The sequence below is a fragment of the Nocardioides solisilvae genome (assembly GCF_003194625.1).
GTDB classification, from domain to species: Bacteria; Actinomycetota; Actinomycetes; order Propionibacteriales; family Nocardioidaceae; genus Nocardioides; species Nocardioides solisilvae.
The window spans coordinates 646,709-659,476 of sequence record NZ_QHKX01000002.1; the positions used below are offsets into that span (position 1 = coordinate 646,709).

Below are 12,768 nucleotides of genomic sequence, written 5' to 3' on the forward strand. Positions count from 1 at the left end.
GCCGAAGAGGGCCAGGTAGGCGGCCGGGGCGCAGCCGACCACGAGGTAGAGCGGCCAGGAGAGCAGGATGCTCCAGGCCGTCGCCGTCTGGTGGACGGTCCGCAGGTGGCCGCGGTCGCCCTCCAGGAGGAGCGCGGCGAAGCGCGGCTGGAGCACCTGGGTCACGGCCGTCGACGCGACCTGGCCGAGCGCCACGAAGCGCGTCGCGGCGGCGTACAGGGCCGCGTCGCGCGGGGTGAGCAGCGCGGCGACGAGGACGACGTCCACCTTCTGGATGCCGAGCCGCGCCAGCACCGAGAGGGCCCGCGGCCAGGTGAACGACCAGAACTCGCGCGACGTGTCCGGCGCCGGCGGCTCGGCGCCCCCCGGGCCGAGCCGCCGGTCGAGGAAGGTCCGCAGCGACACCACGGACCAGACGGCGGCGACCGGGTACCAGGCCAGCCAGGCCGCCATCAGCCCGACCTCCCCCGTCCCCGCGGCCCCGGCCAGCGCCACGCCGCCCACCTGGGCGACCGAGCGGCCGATCCGGTCGATCACCACGGTCTCGTGCATCCGGCCGAACGCCCGGGTCCCGGCCTGGCCGAGCTCGGCCAGCACCGCCAGCGGCACGGCCGCCCCGACCAGGCGGAGGAGGTCCGCGCCCGCGGGACCCCAGCCCAGCGCGCCGGCCGCCGGCCCGGCGACCAGCACGACCAGCACGGCCACCAGCACGGCGCTGCCCATCACACCCCGCAGCACCGCGCGGAAGAGCCCGCGGACCTGTGCCGCGCTGCCCTCGTGCTCGAGCCGCTGCCCGAAGCGGGCCAGGCCCGCCTCGGCGCCGAGCCCGGCGAGGCCGACGAGGATGAGGAAGAGCGCGCTGGAGGCGAAGAAGAGCCCGCCGGTCGCGGCGTCGAAGCCCCGCGCGACCACCAGCACCAGGCCGAACGTGGCGGCGGCGGAGACGGCCGACCCCACGAGGGTCAGGCTCGCCCCCCGCGCCACGAGGCGCAGGTGGTGGCGGGCGTCGGTCATCGGCCCGGGGCCCCGTCGCGCTGGTGCACCAGGACGAGCCCGACGACCTGGCCGCCGGCGCTCCACATCATCGAGCGAGCCGCCGAGATGTCGCGCAGCCGCGTGCTGTCGGCGTGCACCTCGAGGAGCACGCCGTGGGTGTGCCGCACCACCGCCTGGCTCCACGGCTCGTGGGCCGAGCCCGCGTCCAGGAGCACGACGTCGGACCGCTTCCCCAGCTCGCCGAGCGTCGACCCCATGTCGGGCGAGCCCAGCAGGTCGGGGAGCCGCTCGGGCAGCCGGCCCGGCACCACCCGCGAGAGGTGGGAGGTGACCGGCACCAGCACGTCGTCGGGCGAGACCCGGTCGAGGACCAGGTCGGAGAGGCCCTCGCGGTTGCCGGCGCCGGAGGTCAGCTCGACCAGGACGGCCTCGTAGCGGGCCCGCGCCATGCTGCGCGCCAGCGGGTCGGCCACGTGCACCTCGCGGCCGGCGCTGACCACCGCGAGGACGAGCGGCCGCTGCGGGAGCGCGGCCAGGATGCCCGAGCGCAGGCCGGCCGTGGTCAGGTCGTCGCCGTCACCGGCGTCGGAGACCTCGCCCAGCACCGGCACCCCGACCTCGGCCAGGTCGTCGACCGACCGGATCCGGCCGTCGCGCCGGGCACGCACGGCGGCGACGCCGAGGCTGCCGCCCAGGCCCACGAGCAGGCCGAGGCCGGCCATGAGCTCGCGCGGCCCGACGAGCCCGGCCTCCGGGAGGGCAGCCGGCGTGACCACCTCGCCGGGGTCGGCCCGGGATGCCTGCAGCGCCGAGAGCTGGGCACGCAGCTCGACGAGCTGGGTGTTGACGTCGAGGATCTGCTGGCGCAGCAGGAGGGAGCCGGGCGAGTTCGGGGGCTCGGTCGCGAGGTCGGCCGACTTGCGGTTCAGCTCCTGCTGCCGCTCGGCGATCTGCTCGCCGACCTGCTCGGCCAGCGCGCTGGCGGCGGCCAGCGCCCGGCCGCGGCGGAAGTCGAGGTAGGACTCGGCGAAGGCCTGCGCGGTGGCCAGCGCCTGGTCGGGGTCGCGGTCGACGGCGCTGATCCGCACGATCTGCGTGTTGGTCGGGACCTCCACGTCGACCTGCTCGAGCAGCTCGGTCGGCGTCAGGTCGAGGCCCAGGTCGACGAGGACGTCGTCGGCGACCGTGTTGGAGCGCACCAGCTGCGCCTCCGTCTCCAGGTTGACCAGGCTGCTCCCCGTGCCGTCGGGGCTGAACGCGTTGCCCTGCAGCGGGCTGATCAGCACCACGGCGGTCGCCTCGTGGTAGGCGGCCCGGCGGTTGCCGTACCACCCGCCGGCCAGCAGTCCCAGGAGGCAGACCAGCACGGCGAGCGCCGTCCCGGTCCGCAGCCACCGCAGGGCGCGGCGGCCCCACCGGTCCTCCGGCTCCGCGTACAGGTCGTACGGACTGCTCACCCGGCATCCTCCGCCTCAGCTGCTGACTGGTCAGGGGCCATGCTCAGGCCTCGGGGCGCCCGAACGGAGCGATCGACCGGGATGTTCCCCACTATTGGTGACACCCCCCGGCGGGCGACGTGCCTGAATTGAGGCAGGAGATTCCCGAGACTGGATGACGGGGGTGGAAGTCAGGCCGTAACCTCCCTGAAGGGAGACGCCCGACCACGTGCCGAAGGCACCGGGACGACGAGACACGACAGGGCGACACGTTGGAGGGCAACACGGTGAGAGGCACATCGAGGGTGTGTGTCATCGAGGACCACACCTTGTTCGCGGAGTCGCTGCAGATCGCGCTCGAGCTCAAGGGCCACGAGGTGCGCCGCGTCCCGCTCCCCGCCGACCTCCACCAGGCGACCAGCCTGCTGCCCGCCGTGATGAAGCACCAGCCCCACGTGCTGCTTCTCGACCTGGACCTCGGCAACGCCGACGGCAGCCGCCTCATCGAGCCGGTGGCCCGCGCCGGCACCGCGGTCGTCGTCCTCACCGGGAGCAGCGACCGCGCCCGGTGGGGCCAGTGCCTCCGTCTCGGCGCCCGCAAGGTGATGGTCAAGACGTCGCCGCTCAACGAGATCCTCGCGACCATCCGCCTGATCGGCGAGGGGCGCCCGGTGATGCCGGTCGAGGAGCGCGAGGAGCTCGTCCGCCACTGGCAGGAGGAGCGGGCCGCGGTCAGCGAGCTGCAGGACCGGCTCAACCGGCTCACCGCCCGGGAGGCCGAGGTGCTCGGCCAGCTGATGGACGGCCGCCAGGTCCGCCAGATCGCCGAGCACAGCGTCGTCTCCGAGGCCACCGTGCGCACCCAGGTGAAGTCGATCCTCTCCAAGCTCGAGGTGACCTCGCAGATCGGGGCCGTCGGCCTCGCCCACCACGCCGGCTGGACGGCGCCCGTCTCCTCCTCCTGAGCGGGACCCTCCGCTCCCCCGCCCCGGGGATGCATCGCCGGCCCGGACGTCACATGCCCCATTTCGGGCATGAATCTCCTTCTGGCGCCCCCTAGCGTGAGCGCGTCGCCCGACAGGGCGCCCCTGTCACGCAGGGATTCCCGGGGGGAAGAAGGCGGTCGATGCGAGTCCTCATGGTGTGCTCCTCCGGGGGCCACCTCACCCAGCTCATGTGCCTGGAGTCCTGGTGGACCCAGCACGAGCGGCGGTGGGTGACCTTCGACACGGAGGACGCCGTGACCAAGCTGGCCGCCGAGGACGTCGTGCACGCGCACCACCCCACCACCCGCAGCCTGCGCAACCTGTTCCGCAACACGATCCTGGCCTGGCGGGTGCTGCGCGACTACCGCCCGGACATCGTGCTCACCACGGGGGCCGGCGTCGCCGTCCCCTTCTTCTGGCTCCGCCGGGTGGTGGGGGCGAAGACCGTCTACCTCGAGGTCTTCGACCGGATCGACTCCAAGACGCTCACCGCCCGGCTCTGCCACCCGGTGACCGACCTGTTCCTCGTGCAATGGCCCGAGCAGGAGGCGCTCTACCGCGACTCCGTGCTCCTGGGGAAGGTGTGGTGACCGTGCTCTCACGACAGATCCGGATCCCGCGGCAGCGAGCCCTGCCGACCGTCCTGAGGAGTCCCTCGGGTCCCGGGGTCGCGGTCCTGCTCGGCACCGACCACCACCCCTTCGACCGCCTGGTCGAGTGGTCCGCGGCGCTCGCCGCCGAGAGCGCCGACCCGTGGTTCGTGCAGCACGGCTCCACCGAGCTGCGCGACGGTCTCGACGGCCGCACGATGCTCGGCGGCCGCGAGCTCACCCGGCTCCTCGACTCGGTCGACGTCGTGGTCACCCACGGCGGCCCCGGCCTGATCATGGAGGCGCGCGCCGCGCGCCACATCCCGATCGTCGTGCCGCGGGACCCTGCCCACGGGGAGCACGTCGACGGCCACCAGGTGCGCTTCGCCCGACGGCTCGACGAGCGCGGCGACATCCGGATGGTCACGTCGCTCGAGCAGCTGCGGGAGGCGGTCGCCCTGGCGAGGGTGATGGGCCGCGTCGCGGCAGACGTGCCGACCCAGCGCGCCGAGACCACCGTGCGGTTCGGCGAGCTCGTCGACCAGCTGCACCGCGGCGGGGCGCCCCGGCGATGACCGACCTGGCCCCCGCTCCTGGGCGTCGGGGGCTCGTCCCGCCGCGACCCCGGCGGCAGAGGGCCGCGGCCACCGCGCCGACGCCGACGCCCGCGCCCGCCCCAGCGCCGACCCCGACGCCGGCCGACCGGCATCGCCGGGTCCTGCGCGTCGTCGCCCGCACCCCCTCCCCCGTGGTGGGGGTCGTCGTCCTGGCGCTCACGGCCGCCCTCGTGCTGGCCACCGGCCTCTCCCCGCTCGTGGTGCTGCTCTGGTCGGTCGCCCTCCTCGTGGTCCGCAGCAGCGGGGCGCCCCACACCGGACGCCACCCGGTGCGCGGCGCGCTCCGGGTCGGCACCTGCGCCCTCGGGCTCGGCGCCGTGGTCGGCTTCTTCCTCCCCGTGACCCTCACCCGCCACGACCTGGCCGCCGGGGTCGCCCTGGCCACCGTCGTCGGCGCGGCGGTCGGCGCGGTGCCGCGGCTCGCCCGGCGCACGCTCGGCGAGACGGCGACCGGGGCGGTCCTCGTCGGCTCGGCGGCGCAGGTCGGCCGGGTCGTCCACGAGCTCGCCCGCGACGGCGGCGAGCGGTTCGCGGTGACCGGCATCTGCCTCACCGACGCCGTCGACGACCCCGCCCCGTTGGTGGCCGCCACGACGGCCGACTTCCCGGGCGCCCAGGTCACCCACGGCCTCGAGCGGGTCGGGCCGGCCGTGAGCCTGCTCGGCGCAGACGCCGTGGTCGCGCTGGCCGGGCCGGCGCTCGCCGCCGACGACCTGCGCCGCCTCGGGTGGCAGATCGAGAAGCTGGGCGCCACCCTCTTCGTCGACTTCGGCCTCGTCGACACCGCGCCGGTCCGGACCCGGGTCACCAGGGCCGGCTCCGCCCGGCTCGTCAAGGTCCGGGCCTCGGCGCCCGCCCCGCTCCGGCGCGTGGTCAAGGAGCTGTGGGAGCGCTGCTTCGCCGCCCTCGCCCTGCTGCTGCTGGCGCCCCTGCTCGCCCTCCTGGCGCTGGCCGTGCGCGCCGACGGCGGCGGGCACGCGATCTTCCGGCAGGTGCGCGTGGGCCGTGACGGGCGCGAGTTCGTGCTGCTCAAGCTGCGCACCATGCACGCCGACGCCGAGGAGCGGCTCGCGGACATGACCGACCTCAACGAGGCCGACGAGGTCCTGTTCAAGATGCGCCACGACCCGCGGATCACCCGGGTCGGGCGGGTCCTGCGCCGCTGCTCTCTCGACGAGCTGCCCCAGCTGTGGAACGTGGTCCGTGGCGACATGGCCCTGGTCGGACCGCGCCCGGCGCTGCCCAGCGAGGTCGCGGTCTACCCCGCCGACGCCCACCGGCGCCTCGCGGTGAAGCCGGGGCTGACCGGCCTCTGGCAGGTCTCCGGACGCTCCGACCTCTCCTGGGAGGAGAGCCAGCGGATCGACCTGCGGTACGTCGACAACTGGTCGCTCGCGCTCGACCTCGGGATCGTGCTGCGCACCGTCCGGGCCGTGGTGAGCCAGCAGGGCGCCTACTGATCCCCTGCTGAATCCCGCTGAACCCTGCTGCTGCTGCTGCTGCTGAGCTGCTGCTGTCGTGCGGCGCGCCGCTACCCGCCCCACGGGTCGAAGAGGTCGCCGTGCTCGTCGAGGCGGGCGAGCACCGTCTCGGGGTCCAGCTGCTCGAGGGCGAGCGGGTCCTCGGCACCGGCCTCGACCTCGGCCCAGGTGACGGGGGCGGCGACGGTGGGTCGCTCCCGGCCCCGCAGCGAGTAGGGCGAGACCGTCGTCTTGGAGCCGGAGTTCTGCGACCAGTCCAGGAAGACCTTCCCGGAGCGGCGGGACTTGGTCATGGTGGCCGTGACGAGATCTCCGTGCTCGCGCTGGAGCTCCTCGGCGACCTCCTTGGCGAGCGCCGTGGTGGCGTCGCTGTCGAGCCCGGACGCCGACCGGTCGAGGCCGGCGTACAGGTGGATGCCCTTGCTGCCGCTCAGCACCGGGCTGCAGGCGAGCCGTCGCCCGGCCAGCGACTCGCGCACCAGGAGCGCGACCCTGGCGCACTCGTGCAGCCCGGCCGGCTCGCCCGGGTCCAGGTCGATGACCACCCGGTCGGGTCCCAGCGGCTCGCCCTCGTCGGAGACGAGCCACTGGTGGACGTGCAGCTCGAGCGCGGCGAGGTTGACCAGCCAGGTGAGGGTGGCGAGGTCGTCGACCACGGGGAAGACGAGGGTGCCCGACGCGTCCGCGCCCGCGCGGGAGCCGGTGGTGGGGACCTCGGCGGTCCGGACCCACGACGGGGTGCGCGCCGGCACGTTCTTCTCGAAGAAGCTGCCGTCCTGGACGCCGTGCGGCCAGCGGATCCGGGTGACGCAGCGGCCCGCCAGGTGCGGCAGCAGGGCCGGTGCCACCTGCGCGTAGTAGTGGAGCACCTCCCCCTTGGTGGTGCCAGTGCTCGGGTAGAGCACCTTCTCCAGGTTGCTCAGCCGCAGGGTCCGACCGTCGACCTCGACGTGCACCTCGCTCACCGGCTCTCCTCCCCGTCCGTGCCCACCCCGTCCGTGCCCACCCTGTCCGTGCCCACCCTGTCCGTGCCCACCCCGTCCGTGCCCACCCGTCACTCCCCGCCCGCGAGGTCCGCCGGCGTGAGGTCGGTGCGGACCCCCCGGAACGACGGCTGCCGGAGCCGGTCGTGGTGGGAGAAGCCCAGCGACTCGACGTCGACGACCAGCTCGGGTCGCACCCACCGGGTCCCCACGGCGTCCACGCGCGGCACGGGGTCCACGAAGGGCGACCGCTCGGCGGCCAGCGGAGCCAGCAGCGCGCGCAGCACCGGGGCGGTCCGGCCGGCGATCCCGCTGCCGACCCGCCCGCGGAAGACCAGCCCCGCCGGGGTCACCTCCCCCACCAGGACGGCGCCCACCCGGTCCGTCGACCCGGTCTCGGGGCGCCACCCGCCCACCACCCACGAGCTGCGCGGGCGGTGGGGGAACTTCAGCCAGTGCGGCGACCGCGCGCCGGGCACGTAGCGGGAGGAGAGCCGCTTGCTCACCACCCCCTCCAGCTGCTGCTGCCGGGTGGCCTCCAGCAGCATCTCGCCGTCGTCGTACGCCGCCGGCACCTGGCAGCTGGCCGTCGCCGGGTCGAGCCGCTCGAGGCGGGCGCGACGCTGCTCCAGCGGCAGCCCGGTGAGGTCGCGGTCGCCCTCGCGGAGCAGGTCGAAGACGAGCAGGGTGACCGGGCGGGACTCCGCCAGCGCCGCCGCCCGCCGGGCGTTGCGCTGGTGCATGCGCTCGGCCAGCGCGCCGAAGCTCGGACGGCCCGCGTCCAGGGCCACCACCTCGCCGTCGAGCAGCCCGTCGGGGACGTCGAGGCCGGCGAGCTCGGGGAAGGAGACGGTCACGTCGTTCTCGTTGCGCGACCAGAGCCGGGCGCGCCCGGAGGTCACCTCGGCCAGCACCCGCATCCCGTCCCACTTCACCTCGTGGCACCACTCGGCGCCGGCCGGGAGCCGGTCGCCGCGGGTCGCGAGCATGGGACGCACCGGTTCATCCTCGCGGACAGCGGGTAAGGATGGCGATACTGGGTGAGCGGCGGGGGTCGTCGCAGCAGCGAGAGGAGTCGGCATGCGCGCGATCTGGAAGGGCTCGGTCTCCTTCGGGCTGGTCAACGTGCCGGTGAAGCTCTACTCGGCCACCGAGTCCCACGACGTCTCCTTCCGGCAGGTGCACGCCAAGGACGGCGGGCGGATCAAGTACCAGCGCGTCTGCGCGATCGACGGCGAGGAGGTCGCCTACGCCGACATCGCCAAGGGCTACGAGACCGAGGACGGCGAGATGGTCGTCCTGGACGACGACGACATGGCGCAGCTCCCGCTGACCTCCTCCCGCGAGATCGCGGTCGAGAAGTTCGTGCCCAGCGACCAGATCGACCCCATGCTCTTCGAGAAGAGCTACTACCTCGAGCCGGAGAAGAGCGGCGCGAAGCCCTACGCCCTGCTCCGCCAGGCCCTCCTCGAGGCCGACCGGATGGCGGTGGTGACGGTGGCCCTGCGCCAGCGCACCTCGGTCGCGGTGCTGCGCGTGCGAGACGACGTCATCGTGCTCCAGACGATGATGTGGCCCGACGAGATCCGCACCCCCGACTTCTCGGTCGACGCGGGCGACGTGAAGCCCGGCGAGGTCAAGATGGCGCAGATGCTGGTCGAGACGCTCGCCGGCGACTTCGACCCCGACGAGTTCGAGGACGACTACGCCGAGGCGGTGGAGGCGCTGGTCAAGTCCAAGATCGAGGGCGGCGAGGTGCAGCGGACCACCACCTCGACCAAGAGCTCGGGGGAGGTCGTCGACCTGCTGGCCGCGCTGCAGAAGTCCGTCGCCGCCGCCAAGCAGGCGCGGGGCGAGGCGGTCCCCGCCGAGGAGGAGCCCGCCGAGGAGGAGCCCGCCGAGGACAAGCCCGCGAAGAAGACCGCGCCCCGGAAGGCCGCCGCCAGCAAGGCGGCCACGAAGAAGACCGCCGCCAAGAAGTCCACCCCGGCGAAGAAGACCGCCGCGAAGAAGAGCACCACCAAGAAGTCGACGACCCGGAAGGCCCCGGCGAAGAAGGCCAGCTGACGCCACGCGTCGCACGGATCGTGGTGGTCCCGACGCACCGGGTGCGTCGGAACCACCACGATGTCGACTCAGCGCAGCCGGAGCGTGCGCGTCACCTCCACGCCGCCCGCACCGGTGACGACGAGCCTCACCTTGAGGGGACCCCGGCGGCGGACGAGGGCGCGCCCGGCCCGGGTGGCCCTCGGCCCGAGGGTCACCGCCCCGGTGCGGGACGTCTTCCCGGCCGCCTTGGCGACGAGCACCTTGCCCGCGAGCAGCCGCAGGGTCACCTTGCCCGCGGGCGCCGTGAGCCGCAGCCGCCACGCCCCGGACAGGAGCGCCCTCTCCGAGGCCTTGCCCACCTTGCCGAGGACCAGGCCGGGCACGGGCGCCTGCGTGGGCGCCTGCGTGGGCGCCTGCGTGGGCGCCGGCGTCGGCAGCCCGGTCGGCCCCTGGGTGGGTGCCGGGGTCGGGCTCGGCGCCGGGGTGGGCGTGGGCCCGCCCGTCGGCGTCGGCGTGGGCGTCGGCGTGGGCGTGGGCTCCTGCGTGGGCGTCGGCTCCTGGGTCGACTCCTCGGGCCGCGGACCCGCCAGGACGAACCCGACCAGCGTCGCCCGGTCCCGGGTGGTCTCCACCAGCAGCGAGAGACCGCCGGTGCCGCCCGTGACGTGCTGGCGCAGCCGCTGCTCGAGCGCGGTGGCGCGCTCCCTGGCCCGGCTGTCGAGGATGCCCCCGAGGTCGGTGGCCGGCGGCTCGACCGCCGCGCGGCCCCAGGCCGTGCTCAACGCCCGGTCGCGACCCTCGCCCGGCAGCGGGTCGCTGCCCTGCAGCAGCCCCCGGAGCGTGCCGTCGAGCTCGACGGCCCGCGGCATCCCGGCGTGCACGTGCAGCGCGACCAGCTCCCGGACCGCCGTCACCCGGCGGGCGGCGCGGGCCACGTCGGAGCTCGGGGCGTCCAGCCGCCGCAGCACCTCGGCGTAGTAGTCCTTCTGTCGGGCCACCAGCCACTGCTGCACCTTGTCGGCGACCGCGCGGCGGCCCGCCTCGTGGTCGGTCCAGGCGAGCGAGTCCTTGAGCGCGCCGCTCCACCTGCTCCGCATGTTCCACCACGGGTCGGCCATCTGGGTGTCGCAGGTGCTGTCGAAGGCGTCGTCGTCCCACGTGTCCTGGCAGATGGTCTCCGCGGACCCGGTCCGGGTGCCGGTGGAGAGCAGGACGGCCCCGCCGTCGGGCCGGCCGTCCCGCATCGGCTGGAAGGTCCACGTCGCGGTGGTCTCCAGCCGACCCGAGTACGTCGTCACCGACAGGCCGCTGGGGCGGTTGATGGTCCGCTCGGAGCGGTCCACCCACTCGGCACCGACGCAGACCCGCGCCTCGCCCAGGCCCATCTTCCAGGCGTTCCCGACCGCGTGCGGCATCCGGTCGGCGTAGGTCGCGCCCACCCCGAGGGGAAGCGCGTCGTTCTGGCACGCCGTGGTGACCGGCTGAACGCCGACGGGCGCCTGCTCCGGGCCGCCGAAGAGGTCGCCGGTGAAGACGGCGTCGTCGACCACCCCGTCGCGGACCCCGTCGGTCAGCGCGTCCAGCTCGCTCCAGCGCTCGAGGTAGAGGTCGAGGAGCCGGTTGAGCAGGGTGCTGCCGGTGCGCTGGTCGGTGTCCTGCGCGCCGAGCCTGCCGAGCGTCTGGGAGATCGCTCGGCCCTTCGCCTCGACCTCGGCGAGCCACGTGCGGATCCCCGGGGTGCTGTACTGCGGGTTCTCCAGCAGCAGCTGGGAGTAGGCCCGGGCCGCGACGGCCCAGTCCCGCGGGTTGGCGATCCGGTCGTTGCCGAGGGCCGGGAGGTTGAACTTCCGGGCACCGTAGAGGCGCACGAAGTCGACGTTGGTGTCGAGCGGGTGCGCCACCTCGGCGACCAGGCCGTCGGGGTCGGTCCAGTCCCGCGGGTCCGGCACGAGGGCCACCCGGTCCTGCGCGCTGGTCTGGGTCCAGGAGTGGAAGAGCCCGGCGTACTTGAGGAACTCGGTGTTGTCCATCGGTGCGCCGCCCTGGGAGCGCTCGCGCCACCCGATGGCCGTGTTGACCGCGACGTTGAGGTCGCGGTCGGCCGCGTCCTTGATGGCACCGTAGAGCCGCTGCTCCATCCGGTCCATGGCCGCCTGCTGGCGGACCAGCTCGTCGAAGACCCCGCGCACGTCGGCCGCGACGCCGTCGATCTTGGTCATCAGCTCGTCGAAGCGCTCCATCATCGTGGCGTAGACCTGGTTGAGGGCCTGGTCGACGCGGTCGAACCGCTCGTTCATGTCCTCGTGCAGCTGCTCGAGGTTCTCGCCCAGCCGGGCGAGGGCCGCCTTGACGGGGTCGGCCTTCGGGCCCGACCCCGCGCCGAAGAGCCCGTCGAGCCCGGTGAGCAGGCCCAGCGCGTCCTTGACGAGCCCCAGGTAGTTGCCCGTGGCGACGTTCAGCGCGGCGGACGAGACCACACCGACGAGGTCGTTGACCTTGTCGGCCACCCCGAGCACGGTGTCGGCGACCGACTCGACCTGACCGGCGAGCTCGCTGTCGAACGTGCCGATGATCCAGACCGCGATGCCGGCGAGGTTCTGCGCCCCTTCGAGGACCTCCTTGCGGGTCTCGGCCTGCTCCTTGACCTGCTTCTTGAGCGCCTCGAGCTCCTGCTCCCTGGTCGGCAGCTCGGCCGGCGGGACCAGGACCAGCTCGTCCTTCTCGTCCTCCAGCGCGTCGAGCGCCGTCTGGGCCTGGGCCTGGGCGGTCGTGGCGACCTGGAGCTGGTCGACCGCGGCGTCGACGACCGCCTGCTTGTCGACGACCAGCGTGCCGTCCTCGGCGATCCGGTCGGTGATCAGCGCCGCCGGAGCCAGGTCCGGGTCGGCCAGCCGCTCGTCGAGGTCGGCCAGCAGGTGCTGGCCCGTGGCCTGCTCGAAGAGCGCGTCGCGCGCCGCCGCGAAGGCCTCGTTGGAGCGGCCCGTCACCAGGCTGTCCACGAGCAGCACCTCGGGGTCGAGCGCCTCGGTGACGAGCGTGTCGAGCCCGTCCACCGAGGGCGTGATCCGCAGGCCCGCGACCCCGTGGTCGCGGGCTCCGGCCAGGGTCTCCTCGACGACCGCGCGGACGGCGGCGCCGGTGGCGCCGCTCGGGGCCGCCGCGGCCAGGTCGGCGAGGGCGTCGAGCACCTGCTCGTTGCCGCTGCTCGCCGCCGGGAGCGGGACGGGCGTCAGCGCGGCCCGCAACCGCTCGACCTCGCCGACCGCGCTGTCGGTGGCGAGCGTCGGGCGCTGGGCGTACATCTCCTGGAGAACGCGCTCCAGCACGGCCTCGGTGGGCTCCTCGGTGAGCCGTCGCTGGTCGCCGGCCACGAAGAGCATCGTGTCCACGGCCGCGGCCGACAGCCGGACCTCGCCGGTGGCGGCCGAGGCCGCCGGTGGCACCGCGAGGCCCGCGGTGCCGGTGAGCAGCGCCAGTGCGGCGCCGCTGATCAACTTGCCTGCAGCATGCATCGTCTTGTTCTTCTTCCCCCGTGTCGCGACGCCGTCGGGCGACGGCGTCGCGACATCGAACCAGCGGGGGGACGACGCAGGCATCCGTCGAACTACTGATGATGCCTACGCAACAAGG

At 74.3% G+C, this 12,768-nt stretch carries 9 protein-coding genes and 1 pseudogene; 5 read left to right on the forward strand and 5 right to left on the reverse strand.

Translation table 11 applies throughout. The features are described from left to right. Positions 1–45: 45 nt before the first annotated feature. Both DNK53_RS18485 and DNK53_RS09125 read right to left on the reverse strand, forming a co-directional pair. A pseudogene (locus tag DNK53_RS18485) lies at positions 46–1,014 on the reverse strand (lipopolysaccharide biosynthesis protein); the annotation flags it as partial. Continuing rightward, entirely contained in the window at positions 1,011–2,453 is a 1,443-nt protein-coding gene (locus DNK53_RS09125) for a hypothetical protein (RefSeq protein ID WP_110181958.1), read from the reverse strand. The pseudogene DNK53_RS18485 and the gene DNK53_RS09125, both read right to left, overlap by 4 nt. 284 nt (positions 2,454–2,737) lie before the next feature. Here DNK53_RS09125 and DNK53_RS09130 point away from each other — a divergent pair, with 284 nt between their 5' ends. From DNK53_RS09130 to DNK53_RS09145, 4 genes are all read left to right on the forward strand, one after another. Next, positions 2,738–3,397, forward strand: coding sequence for a response regulator (locus tag DNK53_RS09130; protein WP_239456444.1), 660 nt, complete (start codon positions 2,738–2,740; stop codon positions 3,395–3,397). 161 nt (positions 3,398–3,558) lie between these two features. Next, on the forward strand, positions 3,559–4,008 hold the full coding sequence (gene pssD / locus DNK53_RS09135) for a PssD/Cps14F family polysaccharide biosynthesis glycosyltransferase (RefSeq protein WP_110181959.1): 450 nt from the start codon (positions 3,559–3,561) through the stop codon (positions 4,006–4,008). Positions 4,009–4,010: 2 nt separating this feature from the next. Beyond that, positions 4,011–4,583: a glycosyltransferase gene (locus DNK53_RS09140; RefSeq protein WP_162599852.1), complete on the forward strand. Its 573-nt coding sequence runs from the start codon at positions 4,011–4,013 to the stop codon at positions 4,581–4,583. A gap of 173 nt (positions 4,584–4,756) precedes the next feature. Continuing rightward, on the forward strand, positions 4,757–6,085 hold the full coding sequence (locus tag DNK53_RS09145; RefSeq protein ID WP_162599853.1) for an exopolysaccharide biosynthesis polyprenyl glycosylphosphotransferase: 1,329 nt from the start codon (positions 4,757–4,759) through the stop codon (positions 6,083–6,085). A 71-nt stretch (positions 6,086–6,156) separates the two neighbouring features. Here the strand turns inward: DNK53_RS09145 and ligD (DNK53_RS09150) are convergent, their stop codons facing one another. Together ligD (DNK53_RS09150) and ligD (DNK53_RS09155) are read right to left on the reverse strand one after the other, a co-directional pair. Beyond that, positions 6,157–7,071, reverse strand: coding sequence for a non-homologous end-joining DNA ligase (ligD, locus tag DNK53_RS09150; protein ID WP_110181962.1), 915 nt, complete (start codon positions 7,069–7,071; stop codon positions 6,157–6,159). An 89-nt stretch (positions 7,072–7,160) separates the two neighbouring features. Then, a complete protein-coding gene (ligD, locus tag DNK53_RS09155) occupies positions 7,161–8,078 on the reverse strand; it encodes a non-homologous end-joining DNA ligase (RefSeq protein WP_239456495.1) in 918 nt (305 codons plus the stop codon). A 91-nt stretch (positions 8,079–8,169) separates the two neighbouring features. Here ligD (DNK53_RS09155) and ku point away from each other — a divergent pair, with 91 nt between their 5' ends. Continuing rightward, positions 8,170–9,156: a non-homologous end joining protein Ku gene (gene ku, locus DNK53_RS09160; protein WP_110181964.1), complete on the forward strand. Its 987-nt coding sequence runs from the start codon at positions 8,170–8,172 to the stop codon at positions 9,154–9,156. Positions 9,157–9,224: 68 nt separating this feature from the next. On the opposite strand, the gene DNK53_RS17745 is transcribed toward ku, so the two are convergent. Next, on the reverse strand, positions 9,225–12,734 hold the full coding sequence (locus DNK53_RS17745; RefSeq protein ID WP_204163831.1) for a PT domain-containing protein: 3,510 nt from the start codon (positions 12,732–12,734) through the stop codon (positions 9,225–9,227). Positions 12,735–12,768 lie beyond the last annotated feature (34 nt).

What these genes read in the sequence shown, in the direction of transcription:
- pssD (WP_110181959.1), top strand. Translation starts at nt 3,559, where the DNA reads ATGCGAGTCCTCATGGTGTGCTCCTCCGGGGGCCACCTCACCCAGCTC.
- ligD (WP_239456495.1), bottom strand. Translation starts at nt 8,078, where the DNA reads ATGCTCGCGACCCGCGGCGACCGGCTCCCGGCCGGCGCCGAGTGGTGC.
- ku (WP_110181964.1), top strand. Translation starts at nt 8,170, where the DNA reads ATGCGCGCGATCTGGAAGGGCTCGGTCTCCTTCGGGCTGGTCAACGTG.
- DNK53_RS17745 (WP_204163831.1), bottom strand. Translation starts at nt 12,734, where the DNA reads ATGCCTGCGTCGTCCCCCCGCTGGTTCGATGTCGCGACGCCGTCGCCC.